Genomic DNA, 19,582 nt, shown 5'->3' on the forward strand with positions numbered 1-19,582 from the left:
CAAGTTCAGATAATGGCAGTAAGTTGAGAAGAGTTTTGAATATAAATAATTAAAAGCTTCTAAAATTTGTAGGTTTAAAAAAATACCTCGCCGTTTTCGTTTCTGCAGCATTTACATCAAGACTGTACCATGGCGAAATATTTTTCTCAAAAGGATTGGAAAGTGCATGAATAGATTGCGCCGGAGTGAATCCCTGACTTAATAAAAATAACTTGTTCCCTTCTTTATTCTGACATACTCCGGAAATAAAAACAATATGTCCCGGACTTCCCGCTGTGATCAGGATATCACCGGTTTTGAGATCTGAAGTTGTAGTGACAGGTTTTGTTTCCTTATTTAAAGATATGGTTCCTGCATAATTGAAGATCAGATCCAGATATTTTCTGAAATTGGGATAGGAATCATCAAAGCCTGCTGTTTTTCTGAAAGTGACATTATTCCCACTGACAAAGGCGCGGATGCCGTTTTTATAGTCATTCCAGGAAACCAGATCACCACTTGTAAAATGAAATTTGATCTCGTCAAACTTTTTGGCTTTGTATAAATATTCAGCTCTCAGGCGGATGGCGGCATCAGCGCACTGTTGAAGGTCCTTATTCCCCGTGTCAATATCAAATACAGCTTCATGAAGATCCTGTGTTTCGATGGGAGTTCCATCATATCTCAAGATCTGGCTGCCATAAGGTTTTAGCTTAAAGTTTTCAAGGAAATATCCAAAAGAATCAGGTTGTTCTTCAATCCAGGTATAGCCTTTGGGAGGAGAGAATCTCTCTCTTATTGTATTTTTATCTTTATGAATGGAAACGGAGTTTTCCGGAGCCAAACCTTCTGTAATACTGGTTTTGCTGCCTGATATGGCTTTGTCATTGCTGCACGCTGCTGTCATTATTGCAACTGTGAGAATGGAAATAGTTTTTTTCATGTGGTTTTTCTTCAATTACAAATATCATGGATTTTTGAACATGAAGTGAATTTTTTTAACCACTGATGGCATGAATTTGTAAAGGTGCTTGTGTTTTAGGATTAATTTTTTTAACCACAGATTGCACAGATTTACACAGATGTTTGAGGATATTTTTATGGTATTATAAAAATCGTTGATTTTTTACAAACTTAAGTGAACTTTTTTGCAGTAAGATTTTAAGCTTTAAATAAACTTAAGTGTTTCAAAAAACTTTTGAGTCTTTTGTGGTTGGTATTTTTCCTACAGAATACACGGATTGTACAGATGTATACAGATGTTTGCGTTTTATCTGCGTTTTCTGTTTAATCTGCGTGAGTAAAAACATTAAACATTCTCATTTTCAGGGATTAAAAGTTTTCCCCAATCGTTCAGCTGCCAAAGGATTTCTACCAGTTTTCCGCCAAGTTCTGTTAGGGTATATTCAACGCGGGGAGGTAATTCATTAAACGAGTGTTTAACCAAAATGCCATCTTCCACCATCTCATTCAGCTGCTGATTCAAAACTCTGCGGTCTACCTTAGCAATTCCCCGGAGAAATTCACTCGGACGTTTTTTCCCTTCATTGATCTGCCAGACGATCGGAATTTTCCATTTTCCACTGATGGTATTAACGGCAACTTCCAACGGACAGATTTTATTTTCTTTAGCTTTCTCCTTTGTTTTCATAAAATTGACTTTTTTATCCCTATGGGTGAAAAATATGCGCTGTTGCCCATCTTGATTCACTTTCGGACTTTTGTAAAGTTAATCATTAATAGAATCATGACCGAAAAACGAAAAGGCGCCCGCTCTATAAAAGATATTCCGAAAGATATCCTCGAACAGCTGAACCGGGGTGATATCGAAAGTGTAAACCTTACAGAATGGCTGGCGGTAGATCAAAGACTGTTGCTGGAAAATTTGCTTCAGCAGAATCACCGTACAGAATATTTGAAGCCTATTATAGAACATGTAGATCAGCTGAAAAAACAAACCGTCAATACCATTAATGAAACCATCGGAATAGGTTTGCTCAATCTGGCTGCTCAAAATAATGACGATGATTTTCTTCTCAAACTTTCAGCCCATCCGGCAGATCTCGTACGTTGCTGGGCTGCCTATACCATTGGAAGAAACAATACTTTAAAAATTAAAGAAAAATTAGACAGGATTCAGTCATTTGCTTCTGATTCTCATTTTGGAGTGAGGGAAATCTGCTGGATGGCGGTGCGTCCGGATATCTCCAGAAATCTTGATGAAAGCTTATCTGTTTTATCCGAATGGACGAGGCATGATAATGAGAATGTGAGACGTTTTGCCAGCGAATCTACAAGGCCCAGAGGAGTTTGGTGCGAGCATATCAGTGCTTTAAAGCAAAATCCCGGGCTAGGACTGGAAATTCTCGAACCTTTACGGTCAGATTTCTCAAGATATGTGCAGGATAGTGTGGGGAACTGGCTAAATGATGCCAGCAAATCACAACCTGAGTTTGTCATAGAAATCTGCGATGAATGGCTTCGGGAAAGTCCGACGAAAGAAACGCAGTATATCGTAAAAAAAGCTTTGCGAACCCTTAAAAAGTAAGACTTATCCACAAAGAAAGAATGGTGATGTAATTTTTCATTGCATATGTCACGGATTTTCAAATTTTTAAATGATTTTCTCAAACCCTTTATTCCCGTTGACCAGGTAATAATTTGCTTCATTGGACAGGAAAAATAAGATTGAAAAAGCTTCAATGTTAACTGTATATTAACTGGAAAAAGTTATCCACAATATGAGTTTTTGATTAATGGGGATTATACATCTCACGAAATGAATGATTTAAATGATGGAGATCAAAAAGAGATTTGAAATCAGGTCTTTTTTTGCCGAAATAAAAAGTTATCCACAATATGGAATTATTGATTCGGTTTTAGAACGTATTTCCAGTGATCAGCTATTTAAAGTTTAGGATCTGTTTACCATTTTTCGGTCAGATATTTCCAGTATCTTTTCGGGACATGCTGAACATGCAGTTTTAAATTCTTTCGTTCAACAATATTGGTTTTAGTAAAGTATCGCTGCCAGAGAGTCTGGTAGTTTTGTTCTTCGTCGTGAAATTTTTGCTGGTATTGGTGAAGGTCTAATTTTTCTTCCGGATAAAAGAATTCACAGTTTTCCAGATCGTACAGAATGCCATAATGTCGCCTCAAATCATAAATCATCCATTTTTGGTCTTGATAGCGATCTTTAAAATGTTTCCGGATCAGCGGAAGAACATCAAAATCAGGATCTATTTTCGCAAAGAAAACACCGTCCTGCATTTTTTCAAAACGTACAAAAGCGGTCATTCTGTGACGTTCCCGATTCACAGACTTACAGATTTTTGATATGGAAAGCATGTCGTTATCTGCATAATTCTGAAGGATATTTTCTTCAGGATGTTTGATGGATTGTCTGACCACGGATAAAATAAGATGCTCCAGTTCCGGGTCTTCTGACAGGAAAACTTTCAGCAGCTGATGAACGCCCGATCTCCCGATATTCTGTTCCAGTTTTTTGAACACCCTTTCAGATTTATCATTTTGCGTAATGGTTTCATGAATTTCTGCAAAGATATTTTCCTGATGAAATCTTTCTTTATTCACGATCTCCACATCTTTATACCGGTATTCGAAAACTTCAAATACCGCAGTTAAAAGGCCGTCGAAACTTCCGTCATAGAGGAGTGTAGTCATGGTGGGTGATATGTTGATTTGATGATGAGGTAAAAGTTAAGCTGATGACTTCCAGTCCTTATTTCTAAATCTCTTAATTCCTCAATCTCTTAATCTTTAAATTTTTAAATCCTTCAATCTTTAAATCAATCTAAAACAAACTCAGCTGCTGTGAAAACTGATTGTGGAACTTAGAAGAACTTCCGCCTACAAGCAGTTGCCTTAAATTTTTATCGGTTAAATATTTTAGATAAGCATTCCCTGCATTAAAATCGATGAAATATTTAGCCCGATTGACAGCTGCTCCCAATTTTTTCAGATGATCCATATTTAAAGCCTGAAAACGGCGTGCCTGAACAATCTTCTGTGCTGTTTTTACTCCGATGCCGGGAATCCTTAAAATCATCTGGTAATCTGCAGTCTGAAGATTAACCGGAAACTGGTGAAGGTGTCTCAAAGCCCAGCTCAGTTTAGGATCGACTTCCAGATCCAGGAAAGGCATATGAGGATCGAGAATTTCTTCCGCTTTAAATCCGTAAAATCGCATTAACCAATCCGACTGATACAGGCGGTTCTCACGAAGCATGGGAACTTCCGTAGTCAGAGAAGGGAGTCTTTTATCTTCCAAAACAGGAACATACCCTGAATAATAGACTCTTTTCAGATTGAAGTTTTTATAGAAATGGTCAGCGACTTTGATGATCTGTAAATCATTTTCATTGGTCGCTCCTACGATCATCTGTGTAGATTGGCCTGCAGGTGCGAACTTCGGAACTTTTCTGAAAATTTTCTTTTCATCTTTATACTGACTGATGCCTTTCTGGATATAACGCATCGGGTTGATCATATCCTGACGGTTCTTTTCGGGAGCGAGTAATTTCAGTCCGCTTTCCGTAGGGATTTCCAGATTCACAGAAAGTCGGTCTGCATACAACGCAGCTTCCTGCATCAGCTCGTCGCTTGCTCCGGGAATGGATTTTAAATGGATATAGCCGTTGAAATTTTCTTCAGTCCGTAGTTTTTTCGCGACTCTTACCAGACGTTCCATCGTTGTGTCTGCATTTTTAAAAATACCGGAACTCAGGAACAGCCCTTCAATATAATTTCTTCGGTAAAAGTTTATCGTCAAATCCACGACTTCTTCTACAGTAAACGCTGCTCTTTTAATATCATTGGAACTTCTGGATACACAGTACGCACAATCATAGATACAATGGTTGGTCAGCAGAATTTTGAGCAGGGATACACATCGCCCGTCTTCCGTATAGGTATGACAAATCCCGCTCGCGGAACTATCTCCTAAAGCGCCCTTTTTATTTTTTCTCGTTCCTCCGCTCGATGAGCAGGAAACATCGTATTTCGCTGCATCGGCAAGGATTTCGAGCTTTTCTTTCAGGCGTTCAAAATTCATATTTTCAACTGGATGTTACAATTTGTATCTAAACTTTGTTCAAAAATAGTTCCAAAATATATAATTATCAATATTTTTCTATAGAAGTTATCAACAATGGAGACTTTCAAAATTACTATCTTTACACTTATTAAATTTATGCTATGAATCATAAACCGGTAGAAGGTTTCTCTAAATTGACCAAGCAGGGAAAAATCGATTGGCTTGTCGGCGAATACCTTGAAGGAAACGAAGAATATCAAAATATATTAAAACAATACTGGAACGAAAATGCTGAACTTCAGAAGCTTCACGAAGAGTTTTCTGAAAATACCATTTCCAATTTCTATATGCCTTACGGAATTGCTCCGAATTTCTTAATTGACGGGAAATTATTCGCTCTTCCAATGGCTGTCGAAGAAAGTTCAGTGGTAGCCGCCGCTTCCAAAGCTGCAAAATTCTGGATTGATAAAGGAGGTTTTAAAACGACCATTATCAACAATGAAAAACTGGGGCACACGCACTTTATATTCAATGTAGAATCTCATAAACTTTTGCATTTCTTTAATTTTAATTTAAAGAAAAAACTCCTTGAAGCTACAGAAGACATTACCGCGAATATGAGAAAGCGCGGGGGTGGAATTTTAGATATTAAATTAGTCGATAAAACCGCTGAAATGGCAAATTACTACCAGCTTAAAGCTAGCTTTGATACGGTAGATTCCATGGGCGCGAATTTTATCAATTCATGTCTAGAGCAGTTCGGGAAAACCATGAAGCAGGAGATTGCGACAAGTGAAGATTTCACACAGGAAGAGAAAAGCTCACTTCAGATTGTAATGAATATTCTTTCCAACTTTACACCGGACTGTATTGTAAGAGCTGAGGTTTCATGTAAGATTGAAGACTTAAAAGATGACAGCGGAATTTCCAATGAAGAATTCGCGAGAAAATTCAAACAGGCTGTTACCATCGCTGAAATTGAGCCTTTCCGTGCTACAACTCACAACAAAGGTGTAATGAATGGAGTAGACGCTGTTGTAATTGCGACAGGAAATGATTTCAGAGCGACTGAAGCCTGTGCTCATGCCTATGCAGCGAGAGACGGACAATACAGATCTTTAACACACTGTACGATAGATAACGGAATTTTCAGATTCTGGATCGATCTTCCTATTTCTGTAGGAGTAGTAGGAGGACTTACGAACCTTCATCCACTGGTGAAGTTCTCACTGGCACTTCTTGGAAAACCTTCTGCACAGGGACTGATGAGTATTCTTGCCGTTTCAGGTCTTGCGCAAAATTTCGGAGCCCTCCGTTCTCTGGTAACCACAGGAATCCAAAAAGGGCATATGAAAATGCACTTACTGAATATTTTAAACCAAATGGGCGCTACAGAGGCAGAAAAACAGCATTTTGTAACGTATTTTAAAGATAAAACGGTAAGCCATCATGAAGTGATTCATGAGTTTAACAGATTAAGAGCTCAATAATGCTGCAGATCATCTTACCCATTATATTCATCATCTTCGGGATCTTTTTAAAGAAAACGACATCGTCGGGCTTTAGAAATTCTAAAAAACTTTCCAATGTCTTTATTATATTGGGAATTTCAACGTTGGTGGCGAAACTTATTTTAATCTACATAAAATCGAAATAGTGAAACGCAACATTGTATTCTTCCTTTTGATTTCAGGCTTAAGTTTTTCACAACAAAAAAATGTGAAGATTAATGATCTGAAGCCTGTTTCTGAAAGTCATACTTTTCCTTTAATTTCTTACAGCGGAAAGCCTTTACTTGAGAATAAGATCAATACTTTTCTGCAGGTAAGTGAATTGGAATATGTTCCGAATTCCGGTGGAAATCCTTTTAAACGGGCTTCCACGGCTACCAATTCTTACTCCAATTATGTAGATTATTACAGTTGGGAAAAAATGGAATCTCCTGAAAATATTCTGAGTATTACGATGGAAGGTGAAGCTTCGGGAGCGTATCCGGAGAATTTTTTTATTGCAAAGAATTTTGACCTGAGAACAGGGAATTATATTAATGTTGAGGATTTGTTCCGACCGGATGCTGCCAAAACCATTAAAAATTTGATCCAGAAAGAAATAAAGAAACAGATTGCTGATTTTCTTGTCGTGTTAAAAGCAGAGAAAAATCAGTCAGATGAGGTTCTTGCGCAGATTGGCCTTTATGAAAACTGCTATACTGATTATGGTTTAGACGGTATGGAATATTATTTCGCAAAAGATAAGCTGAAGTTTATTGCGCCAAGATGTGCCAATCATGCTATGAGAGCACTGGATGAGCTGGATAGTCATGTGATTGAATTTTCCTATAAATTCCTGGAGAAATATTGGAGTCCTTATGCTAAAAACTTAGTATCCGGCTCCTCACAGGTAGATCCTACAAGTTTCAGAAACAAACTGTACAAAGGGACAATTGGTGGAAAATATCCGGTTACGGTTCTTGTTAACCGCTTGTATGATGAGCAAGGTGGCGCGGCCAGCTTTAACGCTTCGTACTGGTATGATAAAAATAAAAAACTCATCGAGTGGAACGGTAAAATGAAAGAGAATCATATCTCTATCACAGAAAGTGAATTCTACAGTGAAGAAGCCAGACAATGGATGGTGACGGGATTTGTAGAGGCTGATATCAAAGGGAACAGGATCACCGGAACCTGGCAGGATAACAAAACAAAAAAATATTTAAATCTGGAATTAGAAGAATTATAAAATGATCAAAAAAAAGATATTTTCACTTTTAGCCTGCACTCTTGTTACAGTTGTTTTTGCCCAAAATACAAGAGCTACTTTATCCAAAACAATAAATAGTCTCTACTCTGATATTGAAAATAAATGCGGTAAAGATTTTAAACTACTTGATGAAAAGTATAAAGCAATTTTGGAGAAATCTCCAGATAGAAATCTGTCGAAAGCTGATGAAGCAGAATATTCTAAACAATTCAATGGTTTGAAACATTCCTATGCCGATTGTCAAAATAAAAGTCAGCCTCAAAAAATTGAGAAGCTAAAATCATTGTTGGAACAAGTCGAAAGTGAAAATAAGGCTGTTTCTGAAATAAAAAACAATACTTCTTCATCTGCTACACAATCATTTTCACCAGACATTATCCGCAAGGAATTGGTTAACATCTTTAGTGGTAATGATCTTTTTCAAAATCTGGACGCCCCTCTAAAACTCACATTTACATTTGTTCTGGATAAAGATGGTATTATAAAAGACATAAAAGTGATGGGGACGGATAATGAGGAAATCAAACTATTTGCTGTTCTGAAATTTTACTCCATTCAGAAAGTGTTTTTACCTGAAATGGAGAATGGAGTTGCTGTAAGAAAAAGATTCAACCAGTCTCTGACCTTTGCGGTGCAATAAATAAATCTAATAAAAATATTTTAAGCTAAAATAATGAAAACAATTACTTTAATTTTCGGTGCTGCCTATGGAATGCTGTCGGTTATTCTCGGAGCTTTCGGGGCGCACGCTTTAAAAAAAATATTATCTGTAGAAAGACTGGAAAGTTTTGAAACGGGAGTGAGATACCAGATGTATGCTGCCTTCTTTTTATTGATTGTGGGATATATTTTGAAATTTGATACTTCGTCACAAAAATGGATTTCTATTTTCATGATTGCAGGAACGGTTCTGTTCTCTTTCAGTATTTATTTTCTGAGCTTACAGGATTATCTGGGTGCCAACCTGAAATTCTTAGGACCTATTACTCCGCTGGGAGGTCTGTTTATGATTTTAAGCTGGGGAATGCTGATTTGGTATTTCGCCAAGACAAAAATATAATCGTTGCGGTTCAGTCTGCAGAAAGAAAATAGACTCACTTTACTGAGTGGCTCACCGAAAAATTTAAAAATGAATCATCGCTTTACAAGTTTTCTTATAACGTTCCTTTTCTTTTTTCTAAGTGTTCAGAATATGGAAGCACAGGAGAAGAGAAAATTACTGAATGGAAGTATTTTAACAGAAGTGAAAAATATTCAAAAGCGTTTTTCGGATAGTATCAGTCATTATGATTACAAAAAGAATTCTGTTGTATACAGTGAAAAATATAGATTTTTTTACATTGAAAAAATACAGAATCTGAAAAACCTGTATCAGAGTATCTATGACAAGGATGTAATTATCGGAAAGTTTGATACCAGTGTTTCATTTAAAGCAACGGGCGAGGTACCAGCAAACACCGTATCGCCAGGAGAAGCTCCTCCTCAAAATGAAACAAAAACAAAAACTGTGGATATTACTCAGATTGAAAATTATCAACAGCTTACAGACTTAAAAAAACGTTTGACTGTTGATTTTCCGGTTTATTTGATCGAGGACAGCAGTGAAGGCGTATACCAATGTAAATTGAATTTCATCATTGATGTGGACGGTCAATTCAAAAAAGTAAAATACAGCGGGTCATCCGGCACAGAATTCAATATCATCAGTGCATTGTTCCTGTATGCCATCGGATCTTTGGATGAACCGTTGATGTATAACAAAAAGCCAATCATCCAACAGTTTTCCCAACCGATTATAGTAAGATTTGAATAGGTCGTAACATGTACTTTAAGAAATTATCATGTAGGTACACATTCAAAAACAGTAAAAACAAATGATGAGGTTCCTTTAATATTTAAAATAAATTAAATGAAAATCAATAGAAGGAGACGTTTAATAAAAACATTCAATCTTCTGGATCAGCCTATAAAATTCAATCCGTTTGTATTCAGTAGAACTTTTTTCATGTGGGCTCTTAACGGTCTTGTCGGAGGTGCGATTGCCGGTGGTTACTGGATCGTATTGGAACATTTTACAGAATTTTTAGTACAATTTCAGGGATGGATGGTTATTCCTACCATGGCTATCTGTGGTCTTCTGGCGGGACTTGTGATTCACTTTATAGGAGATCCCGGAGAAATTCATTTGATCGTTAATAATATCAGATTTAATAAAGGAAAGCTGGATCCTAAAAACAATCCTTCCATGATCCTTTCGTCCCTGTTTTGTGTGGCGTCGGGCGGAAGTCTCGGTCCGGAAGCACCTTTGGTTCAGGTCACCGGATCTACGGGAACCTGGCTGGGAAAAATCTTCAGACTGAAAGGAGAGGAACTGCGTTCCTTGAGTATTGCCGGAATGGCTTCAGGTTTTACGGCTCTGTTTGGGGCCCCGCTGGGAGGAAGTCTTTTTTCACTTGAAATTCTGCATCACAAACATGCGGTTGAATATTACAGAGCAATCATTCCTGCTTTGGTGGCGAGCTGTTTCAGTTATGTGATGTTTGCTTTGATCATTCATTTGGGAATAGGCGCAACATGGGACCTGAAGGCTTATCACTATTCCGGAGTGTATGATTTCATTTATGCCTTTCTGTTTGGAGTAGTGGCCACTATTTTCGGATGGATCTTTATTTTTGTGGTTAAATTTTTCAAAAAGATCTTCGAATACAGACAATTTCCAATCTACATTAAAACTTTAACTGGAGGCATTATTTTAGGCGTTATTGCCTACAATTTCCCGATTACAAGATACTTTGGGCATCATGAAATCAATGAACTGATCAATGGAAATTTTGCATTGAACTTTTTAATTGTGGTCCTTATTTTTAAAATCATAGCGATTGCTGTAACCGTAACTTCAGGATGGAGAGGCGGTTTTATTATCCCGTTATTCTTTGTGGGAACTACTTTAGGATTGATCATTCATCAGCTGTTTCCCACTGTTGATACCACTTTAGCAATTGTAAGCTGTATGGCTGCCATTAATGCCTGTGTGACCAGAACACCTATGAGTACAACCATTATTCTGGGAACCTTAACCGGGTTTACGTATTTCGTTCCGATACTTTTTGCAAGCTTAACAGGCTATTTTCTGGCTCCTAAGATTCCGTTCATCGGTTCGCAGTCTGAAAAATTATCCGAAGAATAAAGCAAATTTGGAGGATATGTTAAAAATCAAGTTTCCTGTGCCTTAATTTTTAAGTCAATAAACTTGAACTTCCATGTCTTTTTAGTAAATTTGTCAACCTTTAAATTTTAAAATAAAATAATAAAAATAATATGAATCTTCACGAGTATCAATCAAAAGAGATTTTATCAAAGTACGGAGTTGCTATCCAACGTGGTTTCGTAGCGAACAATGTAGAAGAAGCTGTAGCAGCTGCTGAAAAATTGACTGCTGAAACCGGAGCTCAGGCTTGGGTAGTAAAAGCACAAATTCACGCAGGTGGACGTGGTAAAGGTGGCGGTGTAAAGTTCTCTCCAAACATGGATAAACTTAAAGAAAACGCTCAGAACATCATCGGAATGCAGTTGGTAACTCCACAAACTTCTGCTGAAGGTAAAAAAGTACACTCTGTTTTGGTTGCAGAAGATGTTTATTATCCTGGAGAATCTGAAACTAAAGAATTTTATGTTTCTATTCTTTTAGACAGAGCTGAAGGTAAAAATACCATCGTATATTCTACGGAAGGTGGTATGGATATCGAGCATGTAGCTGAGGTAACTCCTCATTTGATCCACAAAGAAATCATTGATCCGGCTTTAGGTCTTCAGGGATTCCAGGCTAGAAAAATTGCTTTCAACCTTGGTCTTGAAGGAAATGCTTTCAAAGAATTCACAAAATTCATTGCATCTCTTTACAATGCTTACACAGGAATTGATGCTTCTCTTTTCGAAATCAACCCGGTTTTGAAAACTTCTGATAACAAAATTATCGCTGTAGATGCTAAAGTAACTCTCGATGGTAACGCATTGTTCCGTCACAAAGATCTTGAAGCTTTAAGAGATACAAGAGAAGAAGATCCAATGGATGTAGAAGCTGGTGAAGCTGGTCTTAACTTCGTAAAGCTAGACGGTAACGTTGCTTGTATGGTAAACGGAGCTGGTCTTGCAATGGCAACGATGGATATCATCAAATTATCTGGTGGTAGCCCTGCGAACTTCCTTGACGTGGGAGGTACTGCAGATGCTCAGAGAGTTCAGACTGCTTTCGGAATCATCCTTAGAGATCCTAACGTAAAAGCAATCCTTATCAACATCTTCGGAGGTATCGTAAGATGTGACAGAGTAGCTCAGGGAGTTGTAGACGCTTACAGAGCAATGGGTAGCCTTCCGGTTCCATTGATCGTAAGATTACAGGGAACAAACGCTGTAGAAGCTAAAAAATTAATTGACGATTCAGGTCTTCCTGTACATTCTGCAATTACTTTGGAAGAAGCTGCAAACAAAGTAAAAGAAGTTTTAGCGTAGGCTGAACTTTTAAATAAATTGAAAAACCGTTCCATTTTTTGGAGCGGTTTTTTTATATTTAAAAATCAAAATGCAACCTGATGAAAAAAATATATATTCCTAATCCTTGTTCCGAAAGCTGGGAAACAATGTCTTCTCATGAGCAGGGAAAGTTTTGTTCTGTCTGCAGCAAATGTGTGGTTGATTTTACACAAAAGAAATCCGAAGAAATTGAATATGTTTTCAAAGAGAAGCAGGGTGAAGATATTTGCGGCAGATTTTTTAGTCATCAATTGGATAAAGACGTTGAGAAATCTGAGAAGCTGAAAAGTTGGCTTTTAAAATATATTCCCCGAAATTTTCAGAAAAGCAGAATGACACTGGCTGCCTTTTCTCTGATTTTATTTTTGGCAGGCTGTGCAAAACCAAAAGAGAAAGCTCATGCTATCATTGGGGAAACCAAGATTGAAGAAGATTCTATTCCTAAAAATGATGACTATGTTGTGGGTGCGGCTGTGGTCCGGAATGATTCCGTAGACAAAATGTTTCAGAAAGACAGCCTCAAATTAAAACATCACAAATAATTGAAGCATAAAAAAACCGCTTAAAAAAAGCGGCTGATATTTTATTTGTCCTGATGTTCGGGAGGAAAAGATTCTCCATTCGTTATACTGATGCTCGTAGGTGTGACCAGTTGAATGTTGTCGGCATCCAGACGCTGCTTGATCTTCAGATAAGCCTCACTTTTCAGCTGAACCATGTTGGCGCCTACCTTCATCCAGAATTTGGCCTGGAGGTTAAAATTGCCCTGTTTGAGGTCTGTGAAAATAACTTCTGAAGTGTCTAATCTATCTACACTGTCAAGATTTTTTATGACATCAAGCATTCCTTTCTGTGCTTTGGTGATATCTTCATCCGCAGGAATTTCAAAATTTAAAATAATTCTGCGCTGCGGAGATGCTGTAATATTGTAAAATGGGGCATTAAAAATAACCTGATTCGGGATATATGCTTTCTTTCCGTCATCCGTGATGAGCTTGGTCGTCAAGAAACCGATTTCCTGAACCGTTCCGGAATGATTCCCGATGGTAATATAATCTCCTACCTTAAATGCTTTATCGATCCCAATCAGCATTCCTGAAAAAATACTCGATACCAGATCTTTCAAGGCGACCCCGGCAATAACCCCGGCTACCCCTAAACTTCCGATAAACTTCCAAAGGAAACCACTAAAGCCCATAATTTCGAGGGCAATAAAACTCCCCATCATCATGATCAGAAATCTGAAAACACCTATTAAAGTAACCAGAGAGCCTTCTTTCTGGCTTTTCGGGAAAAATTTGTGAAATAATTTTACCGCTCCTATACTTAAATACTTGCTGGTAATAAGAAAGAATGAAAATACCAGAATTCCGACAATAAGTTTCGGTGTAAGCTCGGCAAACCTCATATACCAGCTTTCTAAAACCCTGTAAACAACGTCTATGTAGCTGTGTTCAATGTTCTTCATGAATAAAATTTTAATTAAAGATATAAATAATTAACAAAAATTTTGCCAGTTCCAAAAAGTCTACTAAATTTGTAGACTAATAAAGCAGAATATTATGTCAATTAAACTAGGAGATACAGCACCGGACTTTCAGGCAGAGACTTCTTCAGGGGATATTAAATTTCACGAATTTTTAGGGAATTCCTGGGGGATTCTGTTTTCACATCCTGCAGATTATACACCGGTATGCACTACGGAACTTGGGTATACTTCAAAGCTTAAATCAGAATTCGATAAGAGAGGAACGAAAGTAATTGCCCTAAGTGTAGATGGAGTAGAGGATCATCAGAGCTGGATCAAAGATATCAACGAGACCCAGCATACGGATGTACAGTTTCCTATTATTGCAGACAAAGACCGACAGATTTCAGAGCTTTATGATTTTATTCACCCGAATGCTTCAGTAACTGCTACTGTGCGTTCTTTATTGATCATTGATCCCGATAAAAAAGTGAGACTGATCATTACGTATCCGGCTTCTACAGGACGGAATTTTAATGAAATCCTGAGAGTACTTGATTCTCTTCAGTTGGTTGATTCACATAAAGTGGCGACTCCTGTGAACTGGGAAAACGGCGAAGACGTTATTGTTCCGCCAGCTATTTCTACAGAAGATGCCAGAAAGATATTTCCGAAAGGCGTGACAGAAATAAAGCCGTATCTGAGATATACGCCCCAACCCAATACATGATTTATTTGATTTTTTATAGTTTAGTTTTAATTTGTACGAAAATCGCCCCGAAAAATATTTCGGGGCGATTTCAATTTTTTTATTCGGTAAGTTATAAGGATTAATTTCTTACATCTCTAGCTACATCTTTAGCTTTTGAAGTCGGTAAATAAATACTGAATCCTATGTTAAAGCTAATTTTAGATGTTAGCCCTTCATTTCCAAAACCAGTTACACCGTTATATTTTACCAAACCTTCAATACCGATGTTTGGTGTAATGAAATAAGAATAACCCGGACCTGCACCAAAGTCAAGACCTGTTGTTGAAATTCCGTTTTCTACTGAAGTTCCTCCGATACCTACGTTACCTTCAAGGAACCAACGCCCGTGGTTAAGTAAATTATCTACTCCTTTTTCACCTGGTGATAAGAAATAACGTCCTAAAGCTCCAACAGCATAGTTAAACTGAGTTGCTTCTCCTTTTCCAGGTTTTAAAAAACCTAATTTCACATAACCTCCAACTGCAACATTGTCTTTAATAAAGTACGCAGCTCTTGGCTCAACTGAGAAATCATAACCTGCTCCAGAGTTTAATCCAAAGTTACTTGTAGCTAAAGTACTTCCTACCATCCAATTACCTTGTTGAATCTGAGCATTAGCTGTTGCAGTCAAACCTGTTGCTGCCAATATTCCTGCAAAAATTAGTTTTTTCATAATTTATTATTTTAATAATTAAATGTTATCATTTGTAGATTAAAGAAAAAACAAGAAATGTGCCAAGCTTCTTAATTTTAGATAAAAACTCAGAATAAGTGTTAATTTGGGAGGAATCGAAATGTGAATTATATGGTCATTTTTTTGTTGATACCACAAATTTATATGCACAGAAGAATCACTGAAATGATAAGGCCTGCAATAGCAAACTTGATTCCTCTTTTGAAGGCTTTTGTCTTTGGATTGAACATCCAGAAACTGGAGATTACAAAGAAAAATAAAGAGATCCCGAAAAATGTATTCAGAGGGGATAATGTTTCCTTGGACTGGGATTTATGAAGTTTCACCATCTTGTCCAGAACGAAAGGAAGTTCTTTTTTAGCATATTTTGCCTTTCCGGAGGCTGCATCGTATGTTCCCTGTTTAAAGTACAATATATTTCCTTCGGTTTTTTCTACTTCCAGCCCTTTGATCTTTAGCTCCTTACCTAATTCTTTTTCAGAAAGATTTACCGCAACTGTTTTGTCATATTTTTTTTCCTTTTTAAGGAAATCAGTATCTCTGTAAACAAGCAGAACTCCGCTTACTGCATATACAGCCATTATTCCTGCAAGAAAAAAGCCCAGATAGCGGTGCGTAATTCTCATGAAACTTCTTGTGTCCTTGATCTTATCCATATCGTATTGTTTTTGTTTAATTTAAAAAAGGAAACTGCAAAAATGCAATTTCCCCTTTGATTGATGAAATTATTCGTTCTTTAATTCTAAAGTTTATACGTCAGTGTGAAATAATAGTTTCTTGGAGTAATAGGGTTTACCGAGTAATTTTCGTGTACGTTATAGTTCACTACATCGAATAAGTTCCCAACTTTCCCCTGAATAGAGAATTTTTTCCACTCGTAGCCTACAGAAACAGTTACTGTAGTGTAATCTTTTAATTCGAACATTCTGCTGACATCCTTTCTGGTAACATTGGTAGATTTTGAATCATTCCAACCTGCTATTCTGTCTCCAATATAATAGATACCGGCCCCTACTTTTAATCCTTTTGCATAATTGGTGAATTTATAAAACACAGATGCATTGGCTGTAGTAGCTGGAGTTCTTACCAGTCTTTGTTTTTCTACATATCCTTTTTCAGGGGTGTCAATATATACAGAATTATTATAAGAGAAACCACCGATGATAGAAAGGTTTTCTGTAGGATTTCCTGTGATATCCACTTCAACACCACGGCTTCTCATTTTACCCGCAAATTCCTTAAGATTAGTATCAGGGGTTTGTACAGTTCCCGTATTATCTACGTAAAAGAAGTTCTGGTAGTTATTATTTTGTAAAATCTGATATACCGTAAGGTTAATAGCCAGGGCATTATTCCAAAGGTTTTTCTTCGCTCCGATTTCATACTGATCAATAGTAGTTGGGTTGATACCTTGCTTCTGAAGATTGTTAACTCTGTCTCTCACCTGTGCAACCGTACCTGAAGTATCTAAAGAACCGATTTCATTAGACATATATCCTGCATTGGAAACAAATGAATTGGTATAAGTAGCGAATACAGACAGATTATCATTAGGCATATAAACCACCCCTAACTTTGGAGAGAACGCCTGATCCGAAGTTGCAGAGTTTTGTACAAAGTTTTTATCCAAAGGCTTTGTTGCCGTTGCATACGTAGTCTTTATAGAAGGCATATTTTCTACATAAGACCAACGGACACCAGCTATTACTTTAAACTGTTTGGTCAGACTTATATAATCCTGTACATAAACACCCGCTCTTCTTGTATTGATTCTTGTCAGTGCATTTTCACCACTGTCCGGCATTGCGATATTTCCCCATGTTGAAGGGTCATCAAGGAACAGAACATTAACAGGAGCAATAACATTATAAGCATAAGCGTCTGCCTGGTTGTAGTCAGCATCAGCTCCGATTAGTAATTTATGATTGATTGATCCGGTGTTAAATTCTCCGTTAATATTCACTTGTGCAGAACCATATTTACTTCTGTTGTTGGTTTTATTAAAAGGTCTGGTCCATGACAGACGGGTCTCCGATATTTTTTTATCATATCCCCATTGCACACGCTCGGATGAGAAATAGTCTTTTACATAGTTTTGATAAGAAGCAACTGCATTCAATGTCCAGTTGGTACTTATTTGATGATTGAAGGTCACATTCGCGGAAGCCTGTTCTACATTTTGATATTGCCAGTCTGTACCGAAAAATGTATTTCTATCCACATAATTGTTCATAGAATAGCTCAAATCTTTATTGGTGATAGAACCAATCCCAAAATCCGGAGTAAAATTATTCTTAAGATAATCCGCTTCTACAATCAACTGAGATGTTGAACTCAAATTAAATAAGATAGAAGGATTGAAATAATACTTCTCAGATTGTACCACATCTCTGAAACTTTCAGCGTATTCATAAGCTCCGTTTACTCTGAACGCAATATTCTTAGATAACGGACCATAAATATCTACAGTGGGCTTATATGAATTCCAGCTTCCTCCATTGAGTCCTATGCTTCCTCCGAAATTGAATTTAGGTTTTTTGGTGATCATATTGATGATTCCTCCTGCAGCCGTATTTCCGTAAAGCATTGCATTAGCTCCTTTCAATACCTCAACTCTTTCTAAACCGCTTACTTCAGGAAATACTCCGCTGTTAACTCTCGTTCCGTTTTTAAAAACATTATCGTTACCTAAAATAAAACCACGGCCTCCAAAACTGTCCTGAGAATTTCCTCTGGATGAAGTCACGTACATACCGTTGATATTCTGAATAACATCGCTCAGTTGTTTTGCCTGTTGCTGCTCAATAATTTCGTGCGTTACGATTGAGATGGCTTGAGGATTTTCCATTACCGTAAGAGCTGACTTCGTAGATAATGTTCTTGCCTGGTTGGGATTTCCTGTTTTGTGAAGATTAATGTCTTCAATGGTTTGAGACCTGATGGTATCGGTTTCAAGGTTTTTCATCTGCGCACTTACAGATAAAGCGGCCAATAAAAAACCTAAAGAAGCTAGTTGTTTTTTCATTTCTTATTTTTATGTAGAACAGTTTTAAATAGCGGCAAAAATAAGAATTCGGAAAGGATTAATTTAGAATTAATAAAAATAATAAAATGATTTTTATCATACTTTGAAGATGTGATAAAAAGGGCTGCTGTTGTCAAAGGCTGTTAAACTGAGGATTATTGAATATATTTGTTAAAAAATATATACATATGCAATTGGTAAAAGCAGGACTTTGTGCCTTTGGAATGAGCGGAAAAGTATTTCATGCTCCGTTTTTGAAAGAACATCCGGGATTTTTTATGGCTGCTATCGTAGAAAGAAGCAAAGAAGAATCTAAAGAAAAATATCCGGAAGCTACCATTTACCGTTCGGTGGAGGAGATGCTTCAGCATGCAGATATTGAGCTTGTGATCATCAATACCCCCGTACAGACCCATTTTGAATATGCGAAAATGGCGCTTGAGGCTGGGAAAAATATAATCGTTGAAAAACCCTTTACTGTAACCGTTTCCGAAGCTGAGCAAATTGTGAATCTGGCCGAAGAAAAAGGATTATTTGTAAGCGTGTACCAAAACAGAAGATTCGACCGCGATTTTTTACAGGTTCATAAAATATTGAATGAAGGAAAATTAGGCGAGATTAAAGAAGCAGAGATCCGTTTTGACAGATTCCGTACAACACCAAGCGGAAAACAGCACAAAGAAGATCCTCAGCAGACAGGTTCTGGATCACTTCACGATCTGGGAGCTCATCTTGTAGATCAGGCGGTACAGTATTTCGGATATCCTGAAAAGCTTTTCGCAGACGTATTTTCTATGAAAGGTGAAGAGTATGCCAATGACTACTTTGAGATCTTACTATATTATAAGAATAATTTAAGGGTAAGACTGAAATCATCGGTTTTTACGAAAGAAGCACACTATGCTTATAATATTCACGGAGAAAAAGGAAGTTTCCTGCAGGAAAGAACTGATAATCAGGAAAATGAATTGGTAGCCGGATCTATACCTGTTTACGGGAACGAATGGACGAAGCCATTAGAGGGAACAGACGGAATTTTAAATTATTTGAATGAAAATTCAGAAACAGAAAGAATGCTCACGTCCAGCGATCCCGGAAATTATATGGATTACTACCAGCAAATTTATGAATATATTGTCTTCGGATATGCACTGCCGTCTCAGGGAAGAGAAGTGGTTCAGAATATGAAGATCATTGATGCTTCTCTGGAGAGTTCGAAAGGGGAGAAAGTGGTTTATTTGTAGGAGAGTCTGAGAGTGGGTGAGTTGGAGTGTTTTAGAGTAAAAGCGTTGGGTTTAAACCCTAATACACTCTTACTC

The 19,582-nt window shown here is 37.3% G+C and carries 19 protein-coding genes; 11 read left to right on the forward strand and 8 right to left on the reverse strand.

What is annotated here, in order from left to right; genetic code table 11:
* Positions 1–49: 49 nt before the first annotated feature.
* Both BUA72_RS01825 and BUA72_RS01830 read right to left on the reverse strand, forming a co-directional pair.
* On the reverse strand, positions 50–922 hold the full coding sequence (locus tag BUA72_RS01825) for a DUF4846 domain-containing protein (RefSeq protein ID WP_072921583.1): 873 nt from the start codon (positions 920–922) through the stop codon (positions 50–52).
* A gap of 366 nt (positions 923–1,288) precedes the next feature.
* Positions 1,289–1,630 (reverse strand): winged helix-turn-helix transcriptional regulator, encoded by a 342-nt coding sequence (locus tag BUA72_RS01830; RefSeq protein ID WP_072921585.1) that lies wholly within the window; start codon positions 1,628–1,630, stop codon positions 1,289–1,291.
* A gap of 96 nt (positions 1,631–1,726) precedes the next feature.
* Here BUA72_RS01830 and BUA72_RS01835 point away from each other — a divergent pair, with 96 nt between their 5' ends.
* Complete coding sequence (locus tag BUA72_RS01835) at positions 1,727–2,527, forward strand: DNA alkylation repair protein (RefSeq protein WP_072921587.1); 801 nt, start codon at positions 1,727–1,729, stop codon at positions 2,525–2,527.
* Between the two features lie 377 nt (positions 2,528–2,904).
* Here the strand turns inward: BUA72_RS01835 and BUA72_RS01840 are convergent, their stop codons facing one another.
* On the reverse strand, positions 2,905–3,663 hold the full coding sequence (locus BUA72_RS01840) for a TIGR03915 family putative DNA repair protein (protein WP_072921589.1): 759 nt from the start codon (positions 3,661–3,663) through the stop codon (positions 2,905–2,907).
* 130 nt (positions 3,664–3,793) lie between these two features.
* Entirely contained in the window at positions 3,794–5,053 is a 1,260-nt protein-coding gene (locus BUA72_RS01845; RefSeq protein ID WP_034723618.1) for a putative DNA modification/repair radical SAM protein, read from the reverse strand.
* A 143-nt stretch (positions 5,054–5,196) separates the two neighbouring features.
* On the opposite strand from BUA72_RS01845, the gene BUA72_RS01850 reads away from it, so the two are divergent.
* The 8 genes from BUA72_RS01850 to BUA72_RS01885 all read left to right on the forward strand — a co-directional run bounded on the left by BUA72_RS01850 (position 5,197) and on the right by BUA72_RS01885 (position 12,867).
* A complete protein-coding gene (locus BUA72_RS01850) occupies positions 5,197–6,525 on the forward strand; it encodes a hydroxymethylglutaryl-CoA reductase, degradative (protein WP_047452358.1) in 1,329 nt (442 codons plus the stop codon).
* A 166-nt stretch (positions 6,526–6,691) separates the two neighbouring features.
* Positions 6,692–7,774: a hypothetical protein gene (locus tag BUA72_RS01855; protein WP_072921591.1), complete on the forward strand. Its 1,083-nt coding sequence runs from the start codon at positions 6,692–6,694 to the stop codon at positions 7,772–7,774.
* Position 7,775: 1 nt separating this feature from the next.
* A complete protein-coding gene (locus BUA72_RS01860) occupies positions 7,776–8,435 on the forward strand; it encodes a hypothetical protein (RefSeq protein ID WP_072921593.1) in 660 nt (219 codons plus the stop codon).
* 33 nt (positions 8,436–8,468) lie between these two features.
* Complete coding sequence (locus BUA72_RS01865; protein ID WP_034723624.1) at positions 8,469–8,855, forward strand: DUF423 domain-containing protein; 387 nt, start codon at positions 8,469–8,471, stop codon at positions 8,853–8,855.
* Positions 8,856–8,924: 69 nt separating this feature from the next.
* Positions 8,925–9,608: a hypothetical protein gene (locus tag BUA72_RS01870; RefSeq protein WP_139259473.1), complete on the forward strand. Its 684-nt coding sequence runs from the start codon at positions 8,925–8,927 to the stop codon at positions 9,606–9,608.
* A 96-nt stretch (positions 9,609–9,704) separates the two neighbouring features.
* Positions 9,705–10,982, forward strand: coding sequence for a chloride channel protein (locus tag BUA72_RS01875; protein ID WP_072921597.1), 1,278 nt, complete (start codon positions 9,705–9,707; stop codon positions 10,980–10,982).
* 131 nt (positions 10,983–11,113) lie between these two features.
* Positions 11,114–12,304 (forward strand): ADP-forming succinate--CoA ligase subunit beta, encoded by a 1,191-nt coding sequence (sucC, locus tag BUA72_RS01880; RefSeq protein WP_047452345.1) that lies wholly within the window; start codon positions 11,114–11,116, stop codon positions 12,302–12,304.
* 80 nt (positions 12,305–12,384) lie between these two features.
* Positions 12,385–12,867 (forward strand): hypothetical protein, encoded by a 483-nt coding sequence (locus BUA72_RS01885; RefSeq protein WP_072921599.1) that lies wholly within the window; start codon positions 12,385–12,387, stop codon positions 12,865–12,867.
* Between the two features lie 41 nt (positions 12,868–12,908).
* Here BUA72_RS01885 and BUA72_RS01890 read toward each other — a convergent pair whose 3' ends face one another.
* Positions 12,909–13,793 carry a mechanosensitive ion channel family protein gene (locus BUA72_RS01890; protein WP_072921601.1) on the reverse strand — a complete coding sequence of 295 codons (885 nt, stop codon included), beginning with the start codon at positions 13,791–13,793 and terminating at the stop codon, positions 12,909–12,911.
* Positions 13,794–13,887: 94 nt separating this feature from the next.
* On the opposite strand from BUA72_RS01890, the gene BUA72_RS01895 reads away from it, so the two are divergent.
* Positions 13,888–14,523, forward strand: coding sequence for a peroxiredoxin (locus BUA72_RS01895; protein ID WP_047452341.1), 636 nt, complete (start codon positions 13,888–13,890; stop codon positions 14,521–14,523).
* A 100-nt stretch (positions 14,524–14,623) separates the two neighbouring features.
* On the opposite strand, the gene BUA72_RS01900 is transcribed toward BUA72_RS01895, so the two are convergent.
* The 3 genes from BUA72_RS01900 to BUA72_RS01910 all read right to left on the reverse strand — a co-directional run bounded on the left by BUA72_RS01900 (position 14,624) and on the right by BUA72_RS01910 (position 18,263).
* Complete coding sequence (locus tag BUA72_RS01900) at positions 14,624–15,217, reverse strand: hypothetical protein (RefSeq protein WP_072921603.1); 594 nt, start codon at positions 15,215–15,217, stop codon at positions 14,624–14,626.
* A gap of 161 nt (positions 15,218–15,378) precedes the next feature.
* Positions 15,379–15,894, reverse strand: a complete 516-nt coding sequence (locus BUA72_RS01905) for a hypothetical protein (RefSeq protein WP_072921605.1) — start codon at positions 15,892–15,894, stop codon at positions 15,379–15,381.
* An 86-nt stretch (positions 15,895–15,980) separates the two neighbouring features.
* Positions 15,981–18,263, reverse strand: coding sequence for a TonB-dependent siderophore receptor (locus BUA72_RS01910; RefSeq protein WP_072921607.1), 2,283 nt, complete (start codon positions 18,261–18,263; stop codon positions 15,981–15,983).
* A gap of 188 nt (positions 18,264–18,451) precedes the next feature.
* Between BUA72_RS01910 and BUA72_RS01915 the strand changes: the two genes are divergently transcribed.
* Positions 18,452–19,507: a Gfo/Idh/MocA family oxidoreductase gene (locus BUA72_RS01915; protein ID WP_072921609.1), complete on the forward strand. Its 1,056-nt coding sequence runs from the start codon at positions 18,452–18,454 to the stop codon at positions 19,505–19,507.
* Positions 19,508–19,582 lie beyond the last annotated feature (75 nt).

It is taken from the genome of Chryseobacterium sp. OV279 (genome assembly GCF_900128945.1).
In the GTDB taxonomy this organism is placed as follows: Bacteria; Bacteroidota; Bacteroidia; order Flavobacteriales; family Weeksellaceae; genus Chryseobacterium.